The 24,798-nt window shown below is 63.5% G+C and carries 21 protein-coding genes; 11 read left to right on the forward strand and 10 right to left on the reverse strand.

Annotated features, from left to right (window positions below; all coding sequences use genetic code 11):
• Positions 1-39: 39 nt before the first annotated feature.
• From cysG to ftsK, 6 genes are all read right to left on the reverse strand, one after another.
• The gene (gene cysG, locus P5705_RS18095; RefSeq protein WP_277462241.1) at positions 40-1,431 is read right to left on the reverse strand and encodes a siroheme synthase CysG; all 1,392 of its coding nucleotides are present in this window, start codon (positions 1,429-1,431) and stop codon (positions 40-42) included.
• Positions 1,432-2,712, reverse strand: a complete 1,281-nt coding sequence (serS, locus tag P5705_RS18100; protein WP_213660648.1) for a serine--tRNA ligase — start codon at positions 2,710-2,712, stop codon at positions 1,432-1,434.
• A gap of 30 nt (positions 2,713-2,742) precedes the next feature.
• Positions 2,743-3,117, reverse strand: a complete 375-nt coding sequence (gene crcB / locus P5705_RS18105) for a fluoride efflux transporter CrcB (protein ID WP_011533436.1) — start codon at positions 3,115-3,117, stop codon at positions 2,743-2,745.
• Positions 3,114-4,439, reverse strand: a complete 1,326-nt coding sequence (locus P5705_RS18110; RefSeq protein WP_277462244.1) for a replication-associated recombination protein A — start codon at positions 4,437-4,439, stop codon at positions 3,114-3,116. Before P5705_RS18110 ends, crcB begins: the two co-directional genes overlap by 4 nt.
• A gap of 12 nt (positions 4,440-4,451) precedes the next feature.
• On the reverse strand, positions 4,452-5,075 hold the full coding sequence (gene lolA, locus P5705_RS18115) for an outer membrane lipoprotein chaperone LolA (RefSeq protein ID WP_277462245.1): 624 nt from the start codon (positions 5,073-5,075) through the stop codon (positions 4,452-4,454).
• Between the two features lie 62 nt (positions 5,076-5,137).
• Complete coding sequence (ftsK, locus tag P5705_RS18120) at positions 5,138-7,555, reverse strand: DNA translocase FtsK (RefSeq protein WP_277462246.1); 2,418 nt, start codon at positions 7,553-7,555, stop codon at positions 5,138-5,140.
• 364 nt (positions 7,556-7,919) lie between these two features.
• On the opposite strand from ftsK, the gene aat reads away from it, so the two are divergent.
• The 3 genes from aat (at position 7,920) to infA (ending at position 9,687) form a co-directional block, all read left to right on the forward strand.
• Positions 7,920-8,600 (forward strand): leucyl/phenylalanyl-tRNA--protein transferase, encoded by a 681-nt coding sequence (gene aat / locus P5705_RS18125; protein ID WP_277462248.1) that lies wholly within the window; start codon positions 7,920-7,922, stop codon positions 8,598-8,600.
• 57 nt (positions 8,601-8,657) lie between these two features.
• Positions 8,658-9,365, forward strand: a complete 708-nt coding sequence (locus P5705_RS18130) for an arginyltransferase (protein WP_277462249.1) — start codon at positions 8,658-8,660, stop codon at positions 9,363-9,365.
• A 103-nt stretch (positions 9,366-9,468) separates the two neighbouring features.
• The gene (gene infA / locus P5705_RS18135) at positions 9,469-9,687 is read left to right on the forward strand and encodes a translation initiation factor IF-1 (protein WP_002553999.1); all 219 of its coding nucleotides are present in this window, start codon (positions 9,469-9,471) and stop codon (positions 9,685-9,687) included.
• 142 nt (positions 9,688-9,829) lie between these two features.
• On the opposite strand, the gene clpA is transcribed toward infA, so the two are convergent.
• Both clpA and clpS read right to left on the reverse strand, forming a co-directional pair.
• On the reverse strand, positions 9,830-12,100 hold the full coding sequence (clpA, locus tag P5705_RS18140) for an ATP-dependent Clp protease ATP-binding subunit ClpA (RefSeq protein WP_011533430.1): 2,271 nt from the start codon (positions 12,098-12,100) through the stop codon (positions 9,830-9,832).
• A 30-nt stretch (positions 12,101-12,130) separates the two neighbouring features.
• Positions 12,131-12,505, reverse strand: coding sequence for an ATP-dependent Clp protease adapter ClpS (gene clpS, locus P5705_RS18145; protein ID WP_277462250.1), 375 nt, complete (start codon positions 12,503-12,505; stop codon positions 12,131-12,133).
• A 232-nt stretch (positions 12,506-12,737) separates the two neighbouring features.
• Here clpS and P5705_RS18150 point away from each other — a divergent pair, with 232 nt between their 5' ends.
• Positions 12,738-13,022 (forward strand): cold shock domain-containing protein, encoded by a 285-nt coding sequence (locus P5705_RS18150; protein WP_277462251.1) that lies wholly within the window; start codon positions 12,738-12,740, stop codon positions 13,020-13,022.
• Positions 13,023-13,095: 73 nt separating this feature from the next.
• Here P5705_RS18150 and icd read toward each other — a convergent pair whose 3' ends face one another.
• Positions 13,096-14,352 carry an NADP-dependent isocitrate dehydrogenase gene (gene icd / locus P5705_RS18155; RefSeq protein ID WP_277462252.1) on the reverse strand — a complete coding sequence of 419 codons (1,257 nt, stop codon included), beginning with the start codon at positions 14,350-14,352 and terminating at the stop codon, positions 13,096-13,098.
• 506 nt (positions 14,353-14,858) lie between these two features.
• Between icd and P5705_RS18160 the strand changes: the two genes are divergently transcribed.
• The 7 genes from P5705_RS18160 to P5705_RS18190 all read left to right on the forward strand — a co-directional run bounded on the left by P5705_RS18160 (position 14,859) and on the right by P5705_RS18190 (position 22,766).
• Positions 14,859-17,084: an NADP-dependent isocitrate dehydrogenase gene (locus tag P5705_RS18160; protein ID WP_277462253.1), complete on the forward strand. Its 2,226-nt coding sequence runs from the start codon at positions 14,859-14,861 to the stop codon at positions 17,082-17,084.
• Between the two features lie 188 nt (positions 17,085-17,272).
• Positions 17,273-17,713, forward strand: coding sequence for an NUDIX hydrolase (locus P5705_RS18165; RefSeq protein ID WP_277462254.1), 441 nt, complete (start codon positions 17,273-17,275; stop codon positions 17,711-17,713).
• Between the two features lie 59 nt (positions 17,714-17,772).
• Entirely contained in the window at positions 17,773-18,897 is a 1,125-nt protein-coding gene (mnmA, locus tag P5705_RS18170; protein WP_277462256.1) for a tRNA 2-thiouridine(34) synthase MnmA, read from the forward strand.
• A complete protein-coding gene (gene hflD / locus P5705_RS18175) occupies positions 18,894-19,520 on the forward strand; it encodes a high frequency lysogenization protein HflD (protein ID WP_277462257.1) in 627 nt (208 codons plus the stop codon). Before mnmA ends, hflD begins: the two co-directional genes overlap by 4 nt.
• A gap of 200 nt (positions 19,521-19,720) precedes the next feature.
• The gene (gene purB, locus P5705_RS18180; RefSeq protein ID WP_277462259.1) at positions 19,721-21,091 is read left to right on the forward strand and encodes an adenylosuccinate lyase; all 1,371 of its coding nucleotides are present in this window, start codon (positions 19,721-19,723) and stop codon (positions 21,089-21,091) included.
• Positions 21,092-21,172: 81 nt separating this feature from the next.
• A complete protein-coding gene (locus P5705_RS18185) occupies positions 21,173-22,339 on the forward strand; it encodes a cupin domain-containing protein (RefSeq protein ID WP_277462260.1) in 1,167 nt (388 codons plus the stop codon).
• On the forward strand, positions 22,332-22,766 hold the full coding sequence (locus P5705_RS18190) for a GNAT family N-acetyltransferase (RefSeq protein WP_252088691.1): 435 nt from the start codon (positions 22,332-22,334) through the stop codon (positions 22,764-22,766). Before P5705_RS18185 ends, P5705_RS18190 begins: the two co-directional genes overlap by 8 nt.
• Positions 22,767-22,837: 71 nt before the next feature.
• Here P5705_RS18190 and P5705_RS18195 read toward each other — a convergent pair whose 3' ends face one another.
• A complete protein-coding gene (locus P5705_RS18195; protein ID WP_277462263.1) occupies positions 22,838-24,688 on the reverse strand; it encodes a polyurethane esterase in 1,851 nt (616 codons plus the stop codon).
• Positions 24,689-24,798: the final 110 nt, after the last annotated feature.

The raw sequence follows: 24,798 nt of genomic DNA on the forward strand, positions 1-24,798 counted from the left end.
GGCTTGCCGGCGATGGGCTGCAACGCAGCCCCAGTTGTTTCAGCTATTTTGTACCCCTTCGAACCACGCCAGCTTGTCGCGCAACTTCACCACTTCCCCGACGATCACCAGGGTCGGCGCATGCACTTCATGGCGGGCCACCAGCTCGGGCAGGTCTGCCAGGGTACCGGTAAACACCCGCTGGTTACGCGTGGTGCCTTGCTGCACCAACGCCGCAGGCGTACTTGCCGCGCGGCCATGGCGGATCAGCTCGGCACAGATGGTCGGCAACCCGACCAGCCCCATGTAGAACACCAGGGTCTGGGCCGGCGCCACCAGGTCGTGCCAGGGCAGGTTGCTGGTGCCATCTTTCAAGTGCCCGGTCACGAAACGCACTGACTGGGCATAATCCCGATGGGTCAACGGAATCCCACCATAGGCGGAGCAGCCACTGGCCGCCGTGATCCCCGGCACCACCTGGAACGGAATCCCTTCATCGGCCAGTTCCTCGATCTCCTCGCCACCCCGGCCGAAGATGAACGGGTCGCCGCCCTTGAGCCGCAGGACGCGCTTGCCCTGGCGTGCCAGGTCCACCAGCAGGCGGTTGATCTGATCCTGGGGAACCGCATGGTCGGCACGGCGCTTGCCGACATAGATGCGTTCGGCGTCACGCCGGCACATCTCGATGATGGCCGGTGCCACCAGACGGTCATAGAGCACCACATCGGCCTGCTGCATCAGGCGCAAGGCGCGGAAGGTCAGCAGGTCCGGGTCACCTGGACCGGCACCGACCAGGTAGACCTCGCCCCCTTGCTGCACTGGCGCGCCGTCGACCATTGCCTGCAACAGGCGCTCGGCTTCCGCGCCCTGCCCGGCCAACTGGCGCTCAGCGATCGGCCCCTGGAACACGTTCTCCCAGAAACCACGACGCTGGTTGACGTCCGGATACAAGGCCTTGACCTTGTCGCGAAAACGCGCGGCGAGCCCGGCCAGTTCGCCATAGGCGGATGGAATCCACGCTTCCAGCTTGGCGCGGATCAACCGCGCCAGCACCGGGGCGTCGCCACCGCTGGACACCGCCACCACCAGGGGTGAACGGTCGACGATGGCCGGGAAGATCACCGTGCACAGGGCCGGTGCATCCACCACGTTGACCGGCAGGCTGCGCGCCTGTGCGTCTGCCGAGACCTGGGCGTTGAGCCCAGGGTCATCGGTGGCCGCGATCACCAGGCGACAGCCCTCCAGATCCGACGACTGATAGCCACGCACCAGGACTTCGCCACCGCCCTCACGGGCCAGCGTGGCGAGCTGGCCGTCGACTTCCGGCGCCACCACCCGCAGCGCGGCGCCGGCATCAGCCAGCAGACGCGCCTTGCGCAAGGCGATCTCGCCACCGCCGACGACCAGCGCGCGGCCACCCTGCAGCTTGTGGAACAGCGGCAGGTAGTCCATTCAGCGAATGACCTCGACACCGCCCATGTAGGGCTTGAGCACTTCCGGCACACGGATGGAACCGTCGGCCTGCTGGTAGTTCTCCAGCACCGCGACCAGGGTACGGCCGACGGCCAGGCCCGAACCATTGAGGGTGTGTACCAGCTCTGGCTTGCCGGTTTCCGGGTTGCGCCAGCGGGCCTGCATGCGGCGGGCCTGGAAATCACCGCAGTTGGAGCAGGAGCTGATCTCGCGGTATTTGTCCTGGCTTGGGACCCACACTTCCAGATCGTAGGTCTTCACTGCGCCGAAGCCCATGTCGCCGGTGCACAGGGCCAGTACGCGGTACGGCAGTTCCAGCAATTGCAATACGCGCTCGGCGTTGGCGGTCAAGCCTTCCAGGGCTTCCATCGACTTCGACGGCTCGACGATCTGCACCATCTCGACCTTGTCGAACTGGTGCTGGCGGATCATGCCGCGGGTGTCACGACCCGAGGCGCCGGCTTCGCTGCGGAAGCACGGGGTGTGGGCGACGAGCTTGATCGGCAGCTGCTTGGCGTCGATGATTTCACCGGCCACCAGGTTGGTCAGCGACACTTCGGCGGTCGGGATCAGGTAGAAGTCGGCCTCGCCTTCTCGGCTGATCTTGAACAGGTCTTCCTCGAACTTCGGCAACTGGCCGGTGCCCTGCAGGGCCGGGGCCTGCACCAGGTACGGGGTGTAGTGCTCCTCGTAGCCGTGCTCGCCGGTATGCAGGTTGATCATGAACTGCGCCAGGGCGCGATGCAGGCGCGCGATCGGGCCGCGCAGCACGGCGAAACGGGCACCGGACAGCTTGGCCGCGGCTTCGAAGTCCAGGCCACGGCTGATCTCGCCCAGGGCGACGTGGTCCTTGATCTCGAAGTCGAAGGTGGTCGGGGTGCCCCAGCGGCGCACTTCGACATTCTCTTCTTCACTGGCGCCGACCGGCACGCTGGCGTCCGGCAGGTTGGGGATGGTCAGCAGGATCGCGTCCAGTTCCGCCTGGATGCCGTCCAGTTCGGTCTTGCCTTCGGCCAGTTCGTTGGCCATGCGTTCGACGTCGGCCATCAGTGGCGCGATGTCCTCGCCCTTGGCCTTGGCCTGGCCGATCGATTTGGAACGGGCGTTACGCTCGGCCTGCAGTTGCTCGGTGCGGGTCTGCACCGATTTGCGGCGCTCTTCCAGCGATTCGATGCGCGCGACATCCAGGCTGAAGCCACGGGTGGCCAGGCGGTCCGCCACTACCTGAAGTTCAGTGCGTAACTGTTTGGAATCGAGCATGTCGTTCTCTCGTTATGTGTAGAAGTTGGTTCAGAATCGGGTCAGGGACAAGCCGGCCCAGGTCGCGAGCAGGCCGCCTACCACGCTGATAATGGTATAGCCCATGGCCAGCGGTACTTGCCCGCTTTCCATCAGGCGCACGGTATCGAGCGAGAAAGAGGAAAAAGTGGTCAGACCGCCCAGAAATCCGACGATCAATCCGGCGCGCAACTCGACCGGCGCCAGGGGCTTATGCAGGAACAGCCCGTAAAGCAGGCCGATCAGCAGGCAGCCGACCAGGTTGACCGCCAGCGTACCGGCATAGAAGTGCCGTGGCCAGTGGGCCGCCACCCAGTTGGCGGTGGCGAAGCGCAGCAGCGTGCCGGCAATGCCGCCTGCGCTGACAGCGGCGATGAGTGCGATCACGGTTTTCTCCGCTGGCGGGGGCTGGTGCGATCGAGCTCGGCCAGGTGGCGCAACTTCTCGCCAATCTTCAGTTCAAGGCCGCGTGGCACCGGTTGATAGTACTGGCGTGGTTCGAGCTGCTCGGGGAAATAGTCCTCGCCAGCGGCATAGGCGTCAGGCTCGTCATGGGCGTAGCGGTACTCCTCGCCGTAGCCGAGCTGCTTCATCAGCTTGGTTGGGGCGTTACGCAGATGCAGCGGCACCTCCAGCGACCCGTGCTCGGCCGCTTCGCGCATGGCCGCCTTGAAGCCCACGTACACCGCGTTGCTTTTCGGTGCGCAGGCGATGTAGGTGATGGCCTGGGCCACCGCTAGCTCACCCTCCGGGCTGCCCAGGCGCTCCTGCACATCCCACGCCGCCAGGCACAGGCTCAGGGCTCGGGGGTCGGCGTTGCCGATATCCTCGCTGGCCATGCGTACCACGCGACGGGCGATATACAGCGGGTCGCAGCCACCGTCGAGCATGCGTGCGTACCAGTACAGCGCGCCGTCCGGGTTGGAACCGCGCACGGATTTGTGCAAGGCCGAGATCTGGTCGTAGAACGCCTCGCCGCCCTTGTCGAAGCGGCGGCGGCTGTCACCGAGCAAGCTCTGCAGCAACTCGACAGCAATCTCACCACCGTCTTCGGCCAGGTCCGAGGCGTTCTCGAGGAAGTTGAGCATGCGTCGGCCATCGCCATCGGCGGCGGCCATGAGCATCTTGAAGGCTTCGTCGCCCACCCGCAGGTTGCGCTTGCCCAGGCCCCGCTCTTCGCTGAGGGCACGATCGACCAGCTTGCGCAGCGCCGCTTCGTCCAGGCTCTTGAGCACGTATACCCGCGCCCTTGAGAGCAAGGCGTTGTTCAGCTCGAACGAAGGGTTCTCGGTGGTGGCGCCGATGAAGATCAGCGTGCCGTCCTCCACGTAGGGCAGGAAGGCGTCCTGTTGCGACTTGTTGAAACGGTGCACTTCGTCAACGAACAGGATGGTGCGACGGCCATACTGCCCCGCCTGCTGCTTGGCCACCTCGACTGCCTGGCGGATCTCCTTGACCCCGGCCAGTACCGCCGAGACCGTCTCGAAGTGAGCATCGCAGAACTGCGCCAGCAACCGCGCGAGGGTGGTCTTGCCCACCCCCGGCGGCCCCCAGAAGATCATCGAGTGCAGGGCGCCCTGTTCCAGCGCCTCGCGCAGTGGCTTGCCACGCGCCAGCAGGTGCTCCTGGCCGACGTACTCATCCAGGTTGGACGGGCGCAGGCGGGCGGCCAGGGGCTGGGCGACGGGTTCGCTACGAAACAGGTCCATGACGGGCTCTGGTTACTCCTGGATGATGTCCGCGCCTTTCGGGACATCGAACTTGAACTTGGTCGCCGGGATGGCTTCGTTGGCCTTGACCCCGTTGAACAGGATGTTGGTGCGTTGGCCGACGCTGTCGATCAGTTGCATGTCGTTGATCAGGCCCTTGCGGAACGACACCCGCAGCGAGTCGAACAGGGTGTCCTTGGTTTTCGGCTTGAGGGTGAAGTCGGTCACCTCGCCCTGCTCCTTCGAGCTGATATCGAAGCTCTGGCTGATCTTCGACACATCACCCGACAGCAGCAGCGCCGGCGTCTGGCTCAGGCGCACATCGAGCTTCTTGATGGTGGCCTGTTCCAGGTCCGGGTCCCACAGGGTGACTTTCTGGCCATCGGACACCACCACCTGCTCCTGGGGTGCGTCGGTGTGCCAGTAGAACAGGCCCGGGCGCTTGACCGCCATCTCGCCGTTGGCTTCCTGCAGGCTGGTGCCGCTGGCGTCCAGGGTCAGCTGGGAGAAGCGCGCGGTGATGGTCTGGGACTTTTCCAGCAGTTGGGTGAGGCGAGCCACGTCTTTATCGTCGGCATGTGCCGACACGGCGCCCATGGCCAGGGCAGAAACCAACAGCATGCGAATCGCGCGCATGGGAATCCTCATTGAGCATTGGAAAGGCCGGGCACCTTCGTTGGTGCCCGGCAGGGTGTTCATCAGTCGCGCGGGCCGCCCGGGGCAATCACTTCCCGCGAGCCGTTGCTGTTCATGGGGGTGACCACGCCGGCCATCTCCATCGCCTCGATCATCCGGGCGGCACGGTTGTAGCCGATCTTCAGCTTGCGCTGCACGGCAGAAATCGAGGCGCGACGGCTTTCTAGCACGAACTGGACGGCTTCATCATACAAGGCGTCGCTCTCGGAATCTTCGCCGTCACCGCCACCACCACCGCCATCGAAGCCGCTGCCGGCCTCTTCGACGCCGTTGAGGATGTCGTCGTTGTAGTCTGGAGCACCGCGCAGTTTCCACGCTTCGACCACGCGGTGCACCTCATCGTCGGAGACGAAGGCGCCGTGCACGCGGATTGGCAGGCTGGTGCCCGGCGGCATGTAGAGCATGTCACCGTGGCCCAACAATTGCTCCGCGCCACCCTGGTCGATGATGGTCCGCGAGTCGATCTTGCTCGATACCTGGAACGCCATGCGGGTCGGGATGTTGGCCTTGATCAGGCCGGTAATCACATCCACCGAAGGGCGCTGGGTGGCCAGGATCAGGTGGATACCGGCGGCACGGGCCTTCTGGGCGATACGGGCGATCAGCTCTTCGACCTTCTTGCCGACGATCATCATCATGTCGGCGAATTCGTCGACCACCACCACGATGGTGGGCAGCGTTTTCAGCGTAGGCGGCTCGTCGTCCATGCTTTCGCGGCGGTACAACGGGTCGTGAACGACCTCGCCAGCTTCTTCTGCATCCTTGATCTTGCGGTTGAAGCCCGCCAGGTTGCGCACACCCATGGCCGCCATCAGCTTGTAGCGGCGTTCCATTTCAGCAACGCTCCAGCGCAGCGCGTTGGCGGCGTCCTTCATGTCGGTGACCACCGGGCACAGCAGGTGCGGAATGCCTTCGTAGATCGACAGTTCGAGCATCTTCGGGTCGATCATGATAAGGCGGGCGTCTTCCGGGCCCGACTTGAACAGGATCGACAGGATCATCGCGTTCACACCTACCGACTTACCGGAGCCGGTGGTACCGGCCACCAGCAGGTGCGGCATCTTCGCCAGGTCGGTGATCACCGGCTTGCCGCCAATGTCATGGCCCAGGGCCAGGGTGACCGGCGACTTGTTCTCATCGAACTGCGTCGACGACAGCACCTCGGAGAAGCGCACCATCTGGCGGTTCTCGTTGGGGATCTCGATACCCACGGTGGTCTTGCCGGGGATCACCTCGACCACGCGCACACTGGTCACCGCCAGGGAGCGCGCCAGGTCCTTGGCCAGGTTGGCGATACGGCTGACCTTCACGCCCGCGGCGGGCTGGATCTCGTAACGGGTAATCACCGGGCCTGGGTGGATCGAATCGACCGAGACCTCGACACCGAACTCCTTCAGCTTGATTTCCAGCAGGTGGCCGACACCGGCCAGCGACTCGGGCGAGTACTCGATCTTCTTCTCTTCGGCAGGGTCGAGGATGGAGATCGACGGCAAGGTGCCTTCCACGGCGCTGTCGATGAACAACGGCGCCTGCTTCTCCTTCATCACCCGTTTGCTTGGCTCCGGCGCCTTGACCGGCGCAGGCGGAATGTTGATCACCGGGGCCGGTTGCTGTTCGCGCTGGGCAACGTGCTTGGTCAACGCTTCGTCGCGCTCGATGATGCGCTCACGAGCCTTGACCTGCTCGCGCTTGTCCGCCACCACCGGGGCAACCACCTCCTCGACCTGCTCATCCACCTCACGCAACTGCGCCACCAGGCGCTTGCGCTCGTTGCGCGCCTCCCACCAGCGGTTGGCGGCACCCTGCATCAGCTCGAACAGGTCGAGGGTGATCTTGCCGGTGACGTCCATCACCTTGAACCAGGACAGGTCGGTGAACACGGTCAGGCCAAACAGGAACAGGGCAATGAACATCAGCGTGCTGCCCTGCACATTGAGCAGGTTGCGCGCCAGGTCCCCCAGGCTCTCACCCAGGGCCCCACCCGCAGAGAACGGCAGGCTGGCCGAAGGGTGGAAATGAATATGCGCCAGCGCCGCGCCTGACAGCACCAGGAATACCAGGCCGATCAGCCGCCAGGAAAACAACCAGCCGCTCCACTGCCAGGGCTGATGACGCTCGCGGAATATCTGCCAGGTCTTGATCGCCAGCAGCAGCGGGAAGATGTAGGCGAAGTAGCCAAGCACCATGAACAGGATGTCGGCGAAATAGGCCCCGGCACGGCCGGCGGCGTTCTGCACCTGGTCGGCGTTGCTGGTGTGGCTGAAGCCTGGGTCGGCGGTGTCGTAGGTGACCAGTGCCATCCACAGGTACAGGCACAGGGCACCAACGGCGATCAGCGCACCTTCCTTCAGACGGTAGTGCAGCTGCTGCCGCCAAAGAGGCACTGGCAAGGGGGCTGGAGTTGCGGTGGATTTCTTCAAAACGCGTCTATTCCTGCGCGTGCTGCGCGTCCAAACAGTGAAAGGCCGTACGCAGGCCTTTGAACCACTACTTTTAACATTACTGCCCGCCAGCCGCCATGGCGGCACGCTGCTGGAGCGTAAACGGGGGCTACTTTCACAATGGTTGCAATTTGAGCATGCATTTTCTTTTGTGACAAAGGCTTATGCTGTGTTTTTGCACAGGTGTGACAGCAAATGTGCCAGATGGTGCCCAACCCAGGGCGAAACGACCTCCAGGTCACCTGGCGTGGGAGCTGGCCTGCCCCTAGATGGCGGCCGTTGACCGCACTCGCGAGCCGCGCCATGCTGGTCGCCCTCCCCTCCCCCGCCGCTCAAGAACACCATGCTCACCTGGCTCACCCGCGACTCGCTGACCTTCCCGCCCCTGGAAAAGGCCCTGCACGACCCCAACGGCCTGCTTGCCGCCGGAGGCGATCTCACGCCTGAACGCCTGGTCGCCGCCTACCGTCACGGCTGCTTCCCCTGGTACCAGGATGGCCAACCGATCCTCTGGTGGTCGCCCGACCCGCGCACTGTACTGTTCCCCGAAGAGCTGCACGTCTCGCACTCGCTGGCCAAGTTCATCCGCCAGGGCCACTACCAGGTCAGTTTCGACAGCGACTTCCCGGCCGTGATCGAGGCCTGCGCCGCCCCGCGTGACTACGCGGACGGCACCTGGATCACCGACAGCATGCGCGCGGCCTACTGCGAACTGCACCGCCGCGGCTTCGCCCATTCGGTTGAAGTGCGTCGAGAAGGTGAACTGGTCGGCGGGCTGTACGGCCTGGCCATGGGCCGCCTGTTTTTTGGCGAATCGATGTTCAGCCGCGCCGACAACGCCTCGAAAGTGGGCTTCGTGGCACTGGTCGAGCACCTGAAACAGGCCGGCTTTGTCCTGATCGACTGCCAGATGCCCACCCACCACCTGCATAGCCTGGGCGCCCGGGCCATCAGCCGCGCCGAATTCGCCGACCACCTGGCGCGCCACCTCGACCAGCCCAACGGTGCCAGCTGGGTTCGCTAGGCGAGTTTCCAGAGCTGGCTTACACTTAGAAACAACGACTCATCGAAGGGGTTGATCATGACAGAGTTGGCGCGGTTGAAGTTCTATGCCACTCAACCCCACTCCTGCAGCTACCTGCCGGATGAGCAGGCCACCACGCTGTTTCTCGACCCGAGCCAGCCGATGGACGTGCATGTGTACGCCGACCTGTCGGAAATGGGCTTTCGCCGCAGCGGTGACCACCTCTATCGCCCGCATTGCCAGAACTGCAATGCCTGCGTGCCGGCGCGCATCCCTGCCGCGCGCTTCATCCCCAACCGCCAGCAGCGGCGCATTCTCAAGCGCAATGCCGACCTGACCGTCAGCGCCGTGCGCCCGGTATTCAAGGAAGAGTATTTCGAGCTGTACCGCCGCTACATCGAGCAGCGCCATGCCGATGGCGACATGTACCCGCCCAGCCGTGACCAGTTCTCGACCTTCCTGGTCCGTGACCTGCCGTTCTGCTGGTTCTACGAGTTCCGCCTCGAGGGGCGCTTGATGGCGGTGGCGGTCTGCGACCTGCTGCCCAATGGCCTGTCGGCGGTGTACACCTTCTACGAGCCCGATGAAGAACGGCGCAGCCTGGGCCGCTATGCCATCCTCTGGCAGATCACCGAAGCCCTGCGCCAGGACCTCGACGCCGTGTACCTGGGATACTGGATCAAGAACTGCAAGAAAATGAACTACAAGACCCAATATCGCCCCATCGAACTACTGATCAATCAGCGCTGGGTCACCCTCAACTGAAAGCATTGGCTTGACACGCAGTTTTCGGGCATACTCCACGCCACTTTTTTTGCCCGGTGCAGTCGTGCGTCGGGCCAACACTGGATACCGAGGGCTTTACTGCATGTCGAAAGAAGACAGCTTCGAAATGGAAGGCACTGTCGTCGACACCCTGCCCAACACCATGTTCCGCGTGGAGTTGGAAAACGGGCACGTCGTTACCGCGCATATCTCCGGCAAGATGCGCAAGAACTACATCCGTATTCTCACTGGCGACAAGGTCCGCGTCGAACTGACGCCATACGACCTGAGCAAGGGCCGCATCACCTACCGTGCGCGCTAAGCTCAAGCCATGAAAAGGCCCGGCCATGTGCCGGGCTTTTTTGTACCTGTTGAAAACGCATCGCGGCTGAAGCCGCTCCTACAGGCACCGCACACCCTGTAGGAGCGGCTTCAGCCGCGATGGGCCGCAAAGCGGCCCCAGCTTACGCGACTTCTGCCGTGGTCTCGTAGTCGAACACCAGCTCACCATCACGCAAGTCGATGTGCACCACGCCACCATGCTCGGCCAGCTCGCCAAACAGGATCTCCTCGGCCAATGGCCGCTTGATCTTGTCCTGGATCAGCCGCGCCATCGGCCGCGCGCCCATCTGCACGTCGTACCCCGAGGCCGCCAACCAGCCGCGCGCGGCATCGGTGACCTCCAGCAGCACGCGCTTGTCTTCCAGCTGCGCCTGCAGTTCGATGAGGAACTTGTCGACGATGCTCTTGATCGTCTCGTGGGAGAGACGGCCAAACTGGATGATGGTGTCCAGACGGTTGCGGAACTCCGGCGTGAAGCTCTTGCGAATGACCTCCATGGCATCGGAGGAATGGTCCTGGTGGGTGAAGCCGATCGAAGCCCGCGCGGCGGTTTCAGCACCGGCGTTGGTGGTCATGATCAGGATCACGTTGCGGAAGTCCGCCTTGCGCCCGTTGTTGTCGGTCAGGGTACCGTGGTCCATCACCTGCAGCAGCAGGTTGAAGACTTCGGGGTGCGCCTTCTCGATCTCGTCCAGCAGCAGCACACAGTGCGGCTGCTTGGTGATGGCTTCAGTCAGCAGGCCACCCTGGTCGAACCCGACATAGCCGGGCGGCGCGCCGATCAGGCGCGACACGGTATGCCGCTCCATGTACTCGGACATGTCGAAGCGCACCAGCTCCACACCCAATGCCTTGGCCAGCTGGCGAGCCGCCTCGGTCTTGCCCACGCCGGTCGGGCCGGCGAACAGGAACGAGCCAACAGGCTTGTCCGGCGCCTTGAGCCCGGCACGGGAAAGCTTGATGGCGGTGGCCAACGAGTCGATCGCCGCATCCTGGCCGAATACCGTGAGCTTAAGGTCACGCTCAAGGTTGCGCAGGAGCTCTTTATCGGAGCTGGTGACATGTTTCGGCGGAATCCGCGCGATCTTGGCGACGATATCTTCGACCTGCGGCACATCGATGCGCTTGACGCGGTTGGCTTCCGGCTGCAGGCGCTGGTAGGCACCCGCCTCGTCGATCACATCGATGGCCTTGTCCGGCATATGCCGGTCATTGATATAACGCGAGGCCAGTTCGGCGGCGGCGCGCAGGGCTTCGTCGCTGTACTCGATGTTGTGGTGGCTCTCGAAGCGGCCCTTCAGGCCACGCAGGATTCCCACGGTGTCCTCCACCGATGGCTCGCTGACATCGACCTTCTGGAAGCGACGCGCCAGGGCACGATCCTTCTCGAAGATGCCACGAAACTCCTGGAACGTGGTCGAACCGATGCAACGGATATCACCGGACGACAGCAGCGGCTTGAGCAGGTTGGAGGCGTCCATCACGCCACCGGATGCCGCGCCGGCACCAATGATAGTGTGGATCTCGTCAATGAACAGGATCGCCTGCGGACGCTTGCGCAGCTCACCGAGCAGCGCCTTGAAGCGCTTCTCGAAGTCGCCACGGTACTTGGTGCCCGCCAGCAGCGCGCCAAGGTCAAGGGAGTAGACGACGCTCTGGGCCAGCAAGTCTGGCACCTGGCCATCGACAATGCGCTTGGCCAGGCCTTCGGCAATAGCGGTCTTGCCCACGCCGGCCTCACCGACCAGCAACGGGTTGTTCTTGCGCCGACGGGCGAGGATCTGCGCGACGCGCTCGACCTCCTGCTCACGCCCCACCAGCGGGTCGATGCGCCCGGCACGGGCCAGTTCGTTCAGGTTGCTGGCATAGGCGTCCAGCGGGTTGCCGGAAGAAGAGGTCTCGCCACCCTCCTCGTCCTGCATGTCTTGTTCGTTTTCAGTATGTGGGCCATGGCCCGGCACTTTCGAAATACCGTGGGCGATGTAGTTGACCACATCGATGCGGGCCACGCTCTGCTGCTTGAGCAGGAACACGGCCTGGCTTTCCTGTTCGCTGAAGATCGCCACCAGCACGTTGGCGCCGGTCACCTCGCGCTTGCCGGAGCTCTGCACGTGGAACACGGCACGCTGCAGCACGCGCTGGAAGCCCAGCGTGGGTTGCGTTTCGCGATCCTCGTCATGCACAGGGATCAGCGGGGTGGTCGAATCGATGAACTCCTGCAGGTCATGCTTGAGTTTGTCGAGATTGGCGCCACAGGCGCGCAGAACGGTCGCGGCAGCCTCATTGTCAAGGAGTGCCAGCAGCAGATGTTCGACGGTCATGAATTCATGACGTTTCGAACGCGCCTCCTTGAAGGCCAGATTGAGGGTGACTTCGAGCTCGCGGTTTAACATAGCTTCACCTCATACCCAAGTGGTCGGCGATTAACCGTCCTTCTCGATTTCACAGAGTAGCGGATGCTGGCTTTCCCTGGCGTATTGGTTGACCTGCATGGCCTTTGTCTCGGCGATGTCACGGGTAAACAATCCGCATACTGCCCGCCCTTCGGTATGGACGGTCAGCATGATCTTCGTTGCCAGCTCGCGGTTCAGACTGAAGAACGTCTCGAGCACTTCGACGACGAAATCCATTGGCGTGTAGTCATCGTTGAACAAAACCACCTTGTACATCGGTGGCGCCTGCAGGATCGGCTTGGCCTCCTGGACCGCAAGGCCGGCGCCATCGTCCTCATGCCCGTCCTCGTTCGACTGCGGGCGATCCTGATTGAATGTTAGTCGAATCTCACTGGGTACATGCATGGAAAGAATTTCATCATGAGCGACAGGTTAAGGTTGTGGGTTGACCGCTTCAGGCAGCTGTCGGCGCGGGCGCCGGCTGACCTTGACTAACGGCAAAACGGTGTTACAACCAATAAGAACCCACCGTGGTCTATAAAGATCCGCGCAGTCAACCAGATTTTCTCGCATGGTTCGTATGCGGATGAAGTGGATGATACTCCAGTGATGGAGTCCTTTGCAGAGGGACATAGGGATGGCAAGCGGTAAAGTCAAGTGGTTCAACAACGCCAAGGGCTACGGATTCATCAATGAGGTTGACCGTTCCAACAAGACGGTGGTTGATGAGAAAGGCAAGGAAATCGATCTGTTCGCCCACTATTCAGCGATCCAAATGGACGGTTACAAGACGCTGAAGGCTGGCCAAACCGTGGATTTCGACATCACCCAAGGCCCCAAAGGGCTCCACGCTTCGAACATCCGCAATTCCAGCGCCACAACGACAGGAAGCTCGCTTTCAGTGGATACCGCTGAAGCCTGATCCGCTGATTGTCCTGAGACACGAAAAAGCCGGCGACCCTTTAAATAATGGTCGCCGGCTTTTTGATCCCTGATTACATATGTTTGATCAACGCATCGCCAAAGCCTGAACTACCCACCAGCGTCGCACCGTCCATCAGGCGTTCGAAGTCGTACGTGACGGTCTTGGCCGCGATCGCGCCATTGGTACCCTTGATGATCAGGTCCGCCGCTTCGGTCCAGCCCATGTGCCGCAGCATCATTTCGGCCGACAGGATCACCGAACCCGGGTTGACCTGATCCTTCCCGGCATACTTGGGCGCGGTGCCGTGGGTGGCCTCGAACATGGCCACGGTGTCCGACAGGTTGGCGCCCGGCGCGATACCGATACCACCCACTTCCGCCGCCAGGGCGTCGGACAGGTAGTCGCCGTTGAGGTTGAGGGTGGCGATCACGTCGTATTCGGCCGGACGCAGCAGGATCTGCTGAAGCATGGCGTCGGCAATGGCGTCCTTGACGATCACCTCACGGCCCGTCCTGGGGTTCTTGAACTTCATCCATGGGCCGCCGTCGAGCAGCTCCGCGCCGAACTCGTCGCGCGCCACCTCGTAGCCCCAGTCCTTGAAGGCACCCTCGGTGAACTTCATGATGTTGCCCTTGTGCACCAGGGTCAGCGATTTGCGGTCGTTATCCACCACATATTGCAGCGCCTTGCGCACCAGGCGCTTGGTGCCCTCCTTCGAAACCGGCTTGACGCCGATGCCACAATCCTGGTCGAAACGGATCTTGGTGACGCCCATTTCCTCCTTGAGGAACTTGATCACCTTGTTCGCCTCGGGCGAGCCGGCCTTCCACTCGATGCCGGCATAGATGTCCTCGGAGTTCTCGCGGAAAATCACCATGTCCACGTCGCCAGGCTTCTTGACCGGGCTTGGCACGCCCTGGAACCAGACCACCGGACGCAGGCACACATAAAGGTCGAGCTGCTGGCGCAGGGCCACGTTGAGCGAACGGATGCCGCCGCCGACCGGCGTGGTCAGCGGCCCCTTGATCGAGACCACATAGTCCTTCACCGCATCAAGGGTCTCCTGGGGCAGCCAGGTGTCCTGATCATAGACTTGCGTCGCTTTCTCGCCGGCGTAGACCTCCATCCAGGCGATCTTGCGCTTGCCGCCGTAGGCCTTCTGCACAGCGGCGTCGACCACCTTGATCATCACCGGCGAGACATCCACGCCGATGCCGTCGCCTTCGATGTAGGGAATGATGGGGTTGTCGGGAACATTGAGCGAATGGTCTGCATTGACGGTGATCTTGGCACCGTCAGACGGCACCTTGATTTTCTGGTATCCCATGCTGCACTACTCCGCTTTTCCTGGTGTGATTGGAAATCGTGCGATCCACTGAGCCTAAACCACATCCGTCGACCTGCAAGGTGGCACCCGTTGGCAGCAACTGTTTTGGATTGACCGCAGCGCCGCATTCGCCGGCAAAGCCGGCGCCAACAGGCACCGTGTCGGGCTTGCCCCCTGCGGCAACACGTCACATTGCTCCTACGTCTTTGGTCTTATAAATGCGCTGATACGACTTCACCTTGCTGATTAGCCCAAAGGGTTTGATATACTCCGGCGCGACCGAAGGGTCATCGGGGCGAATCCCAGGAAAATGCGGCTCGCCCTCGGCCAGGAAATGGCCATAAGCCTGGGTTGTTACCGCAGCCCAGCACTTGACGCTCGACTGATGCATCCACCATCACCGCTCGCAGCCTCTCGACTTTCCGCTCATGGCGTCGCCAGGGCGAAGCGCCTACCCTGCGCACCTCGAGACTCGAGTACGCTCAGCACATAGAGAGTTAACCCGCATGCCCACCCGTTCCAAGATCATCTATACCTTCACCGACGAAGCCCCCGCCCTCGCCACCTACTCGCTGCTGCCGATCGTCGAAGCGTTCACCGCTTCGGCCGATATCGCCGTCGAAACCCGCGACATCTCCCTGGCCGGCCGAATCCTCGCGGCCTTCCCGGAGCAACTGGGCAGCGCGAAGCAGGTAGGCGATCACCTGGCGGAACTGGGCCAGCTGGCCACCACCCCTGAAGCCAACATCATCAAGCTGCCGAACATCTCTGCTTCGGTTCCACAGCTGAAGGCGGCGATCAAGGAACTGCAAGCCAAGGGTTTCAACATCCCCGACTACGCCGACGAGCCGGCCTCTGCTGAAGAGAAAGAGTCCCGCGCCCGTTACGACCGCATCAAGGGCAGCGCCGTGAACCCGGTCCTGCGCGAAGGCAACTCCGACCGCCGCGCCCCGCTGTCGGTCAAGAACTACGCACGCAAGCACCCGCACAAGATGGGCGCCTGGGCCGCCGACTCCAAGTCGCACGTCGCCCACATGACCCACGGCGACTTCTACGGCAGCGAAAAGGCCGCGCTGATCGAGGCTGACGACAGCCTGCGCATTGAACTGGTCGGCAAGGACGGCACCACCACCGTCCTGAAAGAGAAAACCGCGGTCAAGGCCGCCGAAGTCATCGACTGCGCCACCATGAGCCGCAAGGCCCTGAAGGCCTTCATCGCCGAGCAGATCGCCGATGCCAAGGCCTCCGGCGTGCTGCTGTCGGTGCACCTGAAAGCCACCATGATGAAAGTCTCCGACCCGATCATGTTCGGCGTGATCGTCGAGGAGTTCTACAACGACGTGCTGGCCAAGCACGCCGCGGCGCTGACCGAGGTTGGCTTCAACTCGAACAACGGCATCGGCGACCTGTACGCCCGCATCAAGGACCTGCCTGCTGAAAAGCAAGCCGAGATCGAAGCCGACATCCAGGCCCTGTACGCCGTTCGCCCGGCGCTGGCCATGGTCAACTCGGACAAGGGCATCACCAACCTGCACGTACCGAGCGACGTCATCGTCGACGCCTCGATGCCTGCGATGATCCGCGACTCGGGCAAGATGTGGAACACCGCCGGCGAGCTGCAGGATGCCAAGGCCGTGATCCCGGACCGCTGCTACGCCGGCATCTACCAGGCCACCATCGAAGACTGCAAGCAACACGGCGCCTTCGACCCGACCACCATGGGCAGCGTCCCCAACGTCGGCCTGATGGCCCAGAAAGCCGAAGAGTACGGCTCCCACGACAAGACCTTCCAGATCAAGGCCGACGGTGTCGTGCGCGTGGTCGACGGCAAGGGCAAGGTCGTCCTGGAACAGAACGTCGAGGCAGGTGACATCTTCCGCATGTGCCAGACCAAGGACGCGCCGATCCAGGACTGGGTCAAGCTGGCCGTCAACCGTGCCCGCCTGAGCAACACCCCGGCGGTGTTCTGGCTGGACCCGGCGCGCGCCCACGACGGCGTGATGATCGAGAAGGTGCAGGCGTACCTGAAAGACCACGACACGTCCGGCCTGGACATCCGCATCCTGGCCCCGGTCGACGCCATCAAGTTCTCCCTGGCCCGCATCCGCGAAGGCAAGGACACCATCTCGGTGACCGGCAACGTGCTGCGCGACTACCTGACCGACCTGTTCCCGATCATGGAGCTGGGCACCAGCGCCAAGATGCTGTCGATCGTCCCGCTGATGAACGGCGGTGGCCTGTTCGAAACCGGCGCCGGCGGTTCGGCACCGAAGCACGTGCAGCAGTTGGTTGAAGAGAACTTCCTGCGCTGGGACTCGCTGGGTGAATTCCTCGCGCTCGCCGCTTCGCTCGAGCACCTGGGCAACACCTACGACAACCCGCGCGCCAAAGTACTGGCCAACACCCTGGACCAGGCCACCGGCAAGTTCCTCGACACCAACAAGTCGCCTTCGCGCAAGGTCGGTGGTATCGACAACCGCGGCAGCCACTTCTACCTGACCCTGTATTGGGCTGAAGCCCTGGCCGCCCAGAGCGACGACGCCGCCCTGCAGGCGCGCTTCGCCCCGCTGGCCAAGACCCTCAGCGAGAACGAAGCGACCATCGTCGCCGAGCTCAACGCCGTCCAGGGCAAGCCGGCCGACATCGGTGGCTACTACGCCCCGGATGCCGAGCTGACCGCTAAAGTGATGCGCCCGAGCCAGACCCTGAACAGCGCCATTGCCGCACTGTAAGGTTCGCTTGACGTAACAGCACAAACCCCGGCCACGCACCGGGGTTTGTGCTTTTTGGGATTGGGGCTGCCTTGCAGCCCTTTCGCGGCACAAGGCCGCTCCTACAGGAGACCGCGACCCATTGTAGGAGCGGCCTTGCGCCGCGAAAGGACCGCACAGCGGTCCCAAGATCGAGAAGGACAACACACATGACCTGGCAACCCCACATCACCGTCGCCACCATCGTCGAACACGAGGGCAAGTTCCTCTTCGTCGAGGAATTCAAGGCCGGCCAGCACGTCTTCAACCAACCCGCCGGCCACCTCGAAGCCAACGAAACCATCACCCAGGCCGCCCTGCGCGAGACGCTGGAAGAAACCGCCTGGGAAGTCGAACTCACTGGCGTGGTCGGCATCTACCTCTATACCGCCCCAAGCAATGGCATCACCTACCAGCGCATCTGTTTCGCTGCCCGCCCCGTGCGCCACCACACCGACCTGGCCCTGGACCGCGACATCATCCGCGCCGTATGGCTGAGCCGCGAAGAGCTGCTGGCCGAGCCATCACGCTGGCGCAGCGAACTGGTGCCCCGTTGCCTGGACGACTACCTCAAAGGCCCATTGCACAGCCTCGACCTGCTGCGCGACTGACGCCAGCCTGCGGGTTTGATAGAATCGGCGTTTTTCCCTCTGATACACATTCGGTAGCCATGACCAGCCCAGCACTCAAAGACCCCGCCAAGACCCGCGTCATCGTCGGCATGTCCGGCGGCGTGGACTCTTCCGTCTCCGCCCTTCTGCTCATGGAGCAGGGCTACCAGGTGGAAGGTCTGTTCATGAAGAATTGGGAAGAGGACGACGGCACCGAATACTGCACCGCCCGCGAAGACCTCGCCGACGCCCAGGCGGTGTGCGACCGCATCGGCATAAAGCTGCACACCGCCAACTTCGCCGCCGAATACTGGGACAACGTGTTCGAGCACTTCCTCGAAGAGTACAAGGCCGGCCGCACACCCAACCCGGACATCCTGTGCAACCGCGAGATCAAGTTCAAGGCGTTCCTCGACTACGCCCTGTCCCTGGGCGCCGACCTGATCGCCACCGGCCACTATGTGCGCCGCCGCGACACCGGCGAGCTGACCGAGCTGCTCAAGGGCCTGGACCCGAACAAGGACCAGAGCTACTTCCTGCATGCCGTCGGCGGCAAGGAGATCGCCCGCACCCTGTTCCCGGTCGGTGAGCTGGAGAAGCCTGAAGTGCGCGCCATCGCCGAGAAACACGGCCTGGCCACGGCAAAGAAGAAGGACTCCACCGGCATCTGCTTCATCGGCGAGCGCCGCTTCAGCGATTTCCTCAAACAGTACCTGCCGGCCCAGCCGGGTGAGATCCAGACCACCGAAGACGAAGTGATCGGCCGCCACCACGGCCTGATGTACCACACCATCGGCCAGCGCCAGGGCCTGGGCATCGGTGGCCTGAAGGACGCCGGCGATGAGCCGTGGTACGTACTGCACAAGGATCTCACCCGTAACGTGCTGGTAGTTGGCCAGGGCAACGAACACCCATGGCTGTTCTCCCGCGCCCTGCTCGCCTCGGACATCTTCTGGGTCAACCCGATCGACTTGAGCAGCCCGCGCCGGCTCACGGCCAAGGTGCGTTATCGCCAGGGCGACCAACAGTGCACCCTGGAGCGCACCGAGAACGGCTACCGCGCGGTGTTCGACGAACCTCAGCGCGCCGTTACCCCCGGCCAGTCGGTGGTGTTCTACGACGGCGAGGTGTGCCTGGGCGGCGGCGTGATCGAGACCGCCGAGCCGTGGAGCCCGCGTCAATGAACAACCTCCAGGAGCAGCTGATCGCCCTGGGCGGCGTGTTCCAGGCCGCCGTGCTGGTCGACCGCATCGCCCGCACGGGCCAGGCCAGCGAGGCCAACATCGGCTGTATGCTCGGCAGCCTGCTGGTGCGCGACCCGAAGGATACGCTGGAGGTGTTCGGCGGCGACGACCTCAACCTGCGTGACGGCTATCGTGCGCTGGTCGGCGCCCTGGAGCGCGACCCCAGCAGCCTGCAGCGCGAGCCGCTGCGCTACGCCCTGTCGATGCTCGGCCTTGAGCGCCAGCTGAACAAACGCGGCGACATGCTCGACATCATCGGCAATCGCCTGCCGCAGATTCAATCGCAGGCCGATCATTTCGGCCTGGTTCACGAAAACGTCATCGCTTCCAGCGGAGCCTTGTACCAGGACACCCTGAGCACCCTGCGCCAGCGCATCCAGGTGCATGGCGACATGCGCTTCCTGCAGCAGGCGAGCAATGCCTCGAAGATCCGCGCCCTGCTGCTGGCCGGCATCCGTGCCGCGCGCCTGTGGCGCCAGCTGGGTGGGCATCGCTGGCAACTGGTGTTCAGCCGGCGCAAGTTGCTCAACGAGCTTTACGGGATGATGCGTACCAACGACTGAACGAACACCGTGCCCCTGTAGGAGCGGGTTTGCCCGCGAATGCGTCAGTGAATCCAGCATTGCATCGCGGGTAAACCCGCTCCTACAGGGGCTCAAGCAAGACTCGAAATGGCCCGACCTTTGGTCAGCCACCCGACTCGGGCGCGTTTTTCATGTATGATATGCGCCCTTCCAAAAGCCTGACTGTCCGAGAACACCCCATGCAGCTCTCTTCGCTCACTGCGGTTTCCCCTGTAGACGGCCGTTATGCCGGCAAAACCCAGGCCCTGCGCCCCATCTTCAGCGAATTCGGCCTGATCCGTTTCCGCGCCCTGGTCGAAGTGCGCTGGCTGCAGCGCCTGGCCGCCCACCCGCAGATCGGCGAAGTGCCGGCGTTCTCCGCCGAAGCCAACGCCGTGCTGGACAGCCTGGCCACCGATTTCAAGCTCGAGCACGCCGAACGCGTCAAAGAGATCGAGCGCACCACCAACCACGACGTCAAGGCCATCGAGTACCTGCTCAAGGAGCAAGCCGCTCAACTGCCTGAACTGGCCAAGGTCAGCGAGTTCATCCACTTCGCCTGCACCAGCGAGGACATCAACAACCTGTCCCACGCCCTGATGCTGCGTGCTGGCCGCGACGACGTGCTGCTGCCGCTGATGCGCCAGATCGCCGAATCAATCCGCGCCCTGGCCCACGCCCACGCCGAAGTACCCATGCTGTCGCGCACCCACGGCCAGCCGGCCTCGCCGACCACCCTGGGCAAAGAACTGGCCAACGTCGTCTACCGCCTGGAGCGTCAGATCGCTCAGGTGGCCGCCGTGCCGCTGCTGGGCAAGATCAACGGCGCCGTGGGCAACTACAACGCCCACCTGTCCGCGTACTCGCAGATCGACTGGGAGCAGAACGCCCGCGCCTTCATCGAGGACGAGCTGGGCCTGGTGTTCAACCCCTACACCACCCAGATCGAGCCGCACGACTACATCGCCGAGCTGTTCGACGCCATCGCCCGCTTCAACACCATCCTCATCGACTTCGACCGCGACGTCTGGGGCTACATCTCGCTGGGCTACTTCAAGCAGAAGACCGTCGCCGGCGAAATCGGCTCCTCGACCATGCCGCACAAGGTCAACCCGATCGACTTCGAGAACTCCGAAGGCAACCTGGGGATCGCCAACGCGCTGTTCCAGCACCTGGCCAGCAAGCTGCCGATTTCGCGCTGGCAGCGTGACCTGACCGACTCCACCGTGCTGCGCAACCTGGGCGTGGGCTTCGCCCACAGCGTCATCGCCTACGAAGCCAGCCTGAAAGGCATCGGCAAGCTGGAAGTCAACGCCGCCCGTATCGCCGCCGACCTGGACGCCTGCTGGGAAGTCCTGGCCGAGCCGATCCAGACCGTGATGCGCCGCTTCAACATCGAGAACCCCTACGAGAAGCTCAAGGAGCTGACCCGTGGCAAGGGCATCACCCCTGAAGCGCTGCTGACCTTCATCGACGGCCTGGACATGCCGGCCGAAGCCAAGGCCGAGCTCAAGCAACTGACCCCTGCCACCTACATTGGCAACGCCGTGGCCCAGGCCAAACGCATCTGACCTGCGCCCCGCGCTTAACGCCCGGCCTGGCCGGGCGTTTTTATTCCCGTCTGAAAATTACGTTTTTTCAATAGGTTGAACATGAATTCTGATACTCCACTGCAACTGCTGGGCGGCCTGACGGCCCGTGAATTCCTGCGCGACTACTGGCAGAAGAAGCCGCTGCTGGTGCGTCAGGCCTTCCCCGACTTCGTCAGCCCCATCGATGGCGACGAGCTGGCCGGCCTGGCCCTGGAAGAAGAAGTCGAGTCGCGCCTGGTGCTTGAACATGGCGAGCGCCCGTGGGAACTGCGCCGCGGCCCGTTCGCCGAGGACGCCTTCGCCGACCTGCCCGAGCGTGACTGGACCCTGCTGGTGCAGGCGGTGGACCAGTTCGTGCCGGAAGTGGCCGAGCTCCTCGAAGAGTTCCGCTTCCTGCCCAGCTGGCGTATCGACGACGTGATGATCAGCTACGCGGCGCCCGGTGGCAGCGTCGGCCCGCACTTCGACAACTACGATGTGTTCCTGCTGCAGGCCGAAGGCAAGCGCAACTGGAAAGTCGGCCAGATGTGCAACAGCGACAGCGCGCTGATCGACCATGCCGACCTGCGCATCCTCGCCGATTTCGAGCAGAGCGACGAGTGGACCCTGGAGCCCGGCGACATGCTCTACCTGCCGCCGCGCCTGGCCCACTACGGCGTTGCCGAGGGCGAGTGCATGACCTACTCGGTGGGCTTCCGCGCCCCGAGCGCGGCCGAAGTGCTGACCCACTTCACCGACTTCCTCGGCCAGTTCCTGCCGGACGAAGAGCGCTACAGCGATGCCGACGCCCAGCCGGTCAGCGACCCGCACCAGATCCAGCACGATGCCCTGGACCGCCTCAAGGCCCTGATCGACAAGCACATGGCCGACAAGGACCTGCTGCTGACCTGGTTCGGCCAGTTCATGACCGAGCCGCGTTACCCGGAGCAGGTGGTGGGCGAGGAACTGTCCGAACAGGAGCTGCTCGACTACCTCGGCCAGGGCGCCATCCTGATCCGCAACCCGAGCGCACGTATGGCCTGGTCGGAGTTCGGCGACGACCTGCTGCTGTTCGCCAGCGGCCGCAGCTGCCCGCTGCCGGGCAAGCTGCGCGAGCTGCTGAAACTGATCTGCTCCGCCGACGCCCTGCACAGCGAAAACCTGGCCCAGTGGCTGCAGGACGAAGACGGCCTGATGCTGGTGCAGCAACTGGTCATGCAAGGCAGCCTGGGGTTCGCCGATGAATAAGATCAGCGTTCGACTGGCCGACTGGCACAAGGACAACGCCGATATCCACCGCATCCGCAGCGCCGTGTTCGTCGCCGAGCAGCATGTGCCGCCGGAGCTGGAGTTCGACGCCGAAGACCCGAGTGCCGTGCACTTCCTGGCCATGGAAGGCGACTACCCGATCGGTACCGCGCGCCTGTTGCCCGACGGCACCATCGGCCGGGTGTCGGTACTCAAGGACTGGCGCGGCTTGAAGGTGGGCGATGCGCTGATGCAGGCGGTGATCGTCGAGGCGCAGAACCGCGACCTCAAGCAGCAGATGCTCAGCGCCCAGGTGCACGCCACACCGTTCTATGAGCGCCTGGGGTTCCGCGTGGTCAGCGAGGAGTTCCTCGAAGCCGGGATTCCGCACGTGGACATGGTGCGCGACTCGCGCGAGATCGCCTGAGCCGCCAGTCGCCGGCAAGCCGGCTCCTACAGCGTTACCCGTAGGAGCCGGCTTGCCGGCGAACCGTTTGGTCAGGCAATCACGACCTGGCCATCCCCCAGTGACTGCGCGGCAATGCCCACCAGCGTCACGCTGTCCGCACCGAACTTCAGTACCAGGTCATTGCCCACCTGGCTGGCATGATCACGCCAGGCCGGCGCAGCCGTGCCGCCCTCCACGCCCATGAACACCAGGCGGTCCTGGCCGGTGAAATCCAGCACCCGGTCCAGACCGAAGTGCCCGCTGAACAGGAACGTATCGCGCCCGGCACCGCCACTGAGCACATCGTTGCCGGTACCACCGACCAGCACGTCATTGCCCGCGCCGCCCTGCAGGCGATCATCCCCGCCCAGGCCGAACAACCACTGCCCCTGGTTCCCCGCCAGCAGTTGGTCACCCGCCTGGCTGCCACTGATCGACGCTGCGTAGGGGTTGAGCTTGCCACTGTTCAGCAACCCATCCACCCCTAGCTGATGGGTCACCTCCTTGGTGAAGATCACCAGGTTCGGCTCCTTGCTGACCAGGTTCTCGACGCTGTGCAACTGGCTGATGCCGCCCGCGGCATCCTGCACATACACCGTGCCCTCGCCGTCGCGGGCGATGCTCAGGCTGGCCAGTGAATCCTGCAGCTTGAGCGTGTCATGCCCGTCGCCGCCATCGATCAGGTTGAAGCCGCCATCATCACGGAAGGTGTCGTTGCCGGCACGCCCTTCGAGGTAGTCGTTGCCACGCCCGCCATGGATCAGGTCGTCCTTGTCGGTGCCGATGATGAAGGTGCTGCCCTTGTGCGGCTCGGCGTTGCGGTTGAGGTCCTCGACCCAGGTCGAGCCCCGGGTCGTATCGGACAGGTTGCTGACCACCACGGTCGAGTCGCGGGTGGTCCATTGATAGAAGGAAGAGTCCACCACCCGTCCAAGGCCATCGGTGTAGGCGGCCGGCAGGTGCGACAGCCAGGTGGCGATGTTGGCGATGGAGAACGGCAACAGGTTCCAGGCGTCGGAGGCGTAATGGTCGTTGAAGTTGACGATGTTGTTGGTGGCCGAGGCCTTGGCGCCGTCATGCACGCCGGCGGTTCCCCAGGTGACCGAGGTGCCGTCGAGCACGCGGAACACCGGGTCGTTCTCGTAGCCGATGTTGAGCACCTTGTCGGCGTCGGCGGCCTGGGTCGGCGAGGCGAAGGCGACGTAGCGCGAATCCTGGTAGAAGCCGCCCCAGCGCGAGGTGCTGAGGTCCGCCAGGCTGTTCACTGCCAGCCCGCCAAGGCTGTGGCCACTGACGGTGACATCGGCGCCGGTCAGGCCGTTGGCCTTGGCAAACGCCGCCACATTGTCGAGCAGGCGGCCGTAGGCGTTGCCGGTGTAGTCGCGGGCATAGCCCGGTGGCCCGAACGCCGCCAACAGGTCGTTGATCACATCGCCGATGGTGTCGCCAACCAGCACTTCCCGTGGCCCACCGGTACCGCGAAAGGCGATGCCGATGGCCGTCAGATGACCGTCAGCGTCGTAGCGACCCATGACTTCAGCCTGTGCCGTGGTATAGCCGGCGTTTTCACCATAGAAGGTTCCCCGTGCATCGGTCTTGCCCTGGTAGCCCAGCTGCGCGGCGCTGATAGGGTTCCAGCCAATCGCCTTGGCGTTGGCCAGGGCCTTGGCTTCGGCGTCCGGGTTCCAGGGGATGCCGGGGATCACGCCCTGGCTGTCGGTGCCACCGATCAGTGCCTTGGCCAGCGTTGCCGGCAGGCCCAGGCCGAAGCCATGCTGCTGGTAGCCTGCGGCGAATCCATCGTCGATACCGTGGTAGGCGTACATCGCCAGGGCCATGGCATCCTTGTAGAGGGCGGAAGAGGCAGAGCTGCCAAGTTGGCGGTAATCAAATACGGGCATTGGATACATCCCTGTTCGTTGTAGGTAGGACGCCCCAGCGACATCGTCCTTTGACACGACTGACGGGCGAAAGGCAAAACTGGCACGCCAGTGCCACAAGATTCAAGCCC

This window comes from Pseudomonas entomophila, assembly GCF_029478665.1.
Classification (GTDB): Bacteria; Pseudomonadota; Gammaproteobacteria; order Pseudomonadales; family Pseudomonadaceae; genus Aquipseudomonas; species Aquipseudomonas entomophila_F.

What these genes read in the sequence shown, in the direction of transcription:
- cysG (WP_277462241.1), bottom strand. Translation starts at nt 1,431, where the DNA reads ATGGACTACCTGCCGCTGTTCCACAAGCTGCAGGGTGGCCGCGCGCTG.
- serS (WP_213660648.1), bottom strand. Translation starts at nt 2,712, where the DNA reads ATGCTCGATTCCAAACAGTTACGCACTGAACTTCAGGTAGTGGCGGAC.
- P5705_RS18110 (WP_277462244.1), bottom strand. Translation starts at nt 4,439, where the DNA reads ATGGACCTGTTTCGTAGCGAACCCGTCGCCCAGCCCCTGGCCGCCCGC.
- lolA (WP_277462245.1), bottom strand. Translation starts at nt 5,075, where the DNA reads ATGCGCGCGATTCGCATGCTGTTGGTTTCTGCCCTGGCCATGGGCGCC.
- aat (WP_277462248.1), top strand. Translation starts at nt 7,920, where the DNA reads ATGCTCACCTGGCTCACCCGCGACTCGCTGACCTTCCCGCCCCTGGAA.
- P5705_RS18130 (WP_277462249.1), top strand. Translation starts at nt 8,658, where the DNA reads ATGACAGAGTTGGCGCGGTTGAAGTTCTATGCCACTCAACCCCACTCC.
- infA (WP_002553999.1), top strand. Translation starts at nt 9,469, where the DNA reads ATGTCGAAAGAAGACAGCTTCGAAATGGAAGGCACTGTCGTCGACACC.
- clpA (WP_011533430.1), bottom strand. Translation starts at nt 12,100, where the DNA reads ATGTTAAACCGCGAGCTCGAAGTCACCCTCAATCTGGCCTTCAAGGAG.
- clpS (WP_277462250.1), bottom strand. Translation starts at nt 12,505, where the DNA reads ATGCATGTACCCAGTGAGATTCGACTAACATTCAATCAGGATCGCCCG.
- P5705_RS18150 (WP_277462251.1), top strand. Translation starts at nt 12,738, where the DNA reads ATGGCAAGCGGTAAAGTCAAGTGGTTCAACAACGCCAAGGGCTACGGA.
- icd (WP_277462252.1), bottom strand. Translation starts at nt 14,352, where the DNA reads ATGGGATACCAGAAAATCAAGGTGCCGTCTGACGGTGCCAAGATCACC.
- P5705_RS18160 (WP_277462253.1), top strand. Translation starts at nt 14,859, where the DNA reads ATGCCCACCCGTTCCAAGATCATCTATACCTTCACCGACGAAGCCCCC.
- P5705_RS18165 (WP_277462254.1), top strand. Translation starts at nt 17,273, where the DNA reads ATGACCTGGCAACCCCACATCACCGTCGCCACCATCGTCGAACACGAG.
- mnmA (WP_277462256.1), top strand. Translation starts at nt 17,773, where the DNA reads ATGACCAGCCCAGCACTCAAAGACCCCGCCAAGACCCGCGTCATCGTC.
- hflD (WP_277462257.1), top strand. Translation starts at nt 18,894, where the DNA reads ATGAACAACCTCCAGGAGCAGCTGATCGCCCTGGGCGGCGTGTTCCAG.
- purB (WP_277462259.1), top strand. Translation starts at nt 19,721, where the DNA reads ATGCAGCTCTCTTCGCTCACTGCGGTTTCCCCTGTAGACGGCCGTTAT.
- P5705_RS18185 (WP_277462260.1), top strand. Translation starts at nt 21,173, where the DNA reads ATGAATTCTGATACTCCACTGCAACTGCTGGGCGGCCTGACGGCCCGT.
- P5705_RS18190 (WP_252088691.1), top strand. Translation starts at nt 22,332, where the DNA reads ATGAATAAGATCAGCGTTCGACTGGCCGACTGGCACAAGGACAACGCC.
- P5705_RS18195 (WP_277462263.1), bottom strand. Translation starts at nt 24,688, where the DNA reads ATGCCCGTATTTGATTACCGCCAACTTGGCAGCTCTGCCTCTTCCGCC.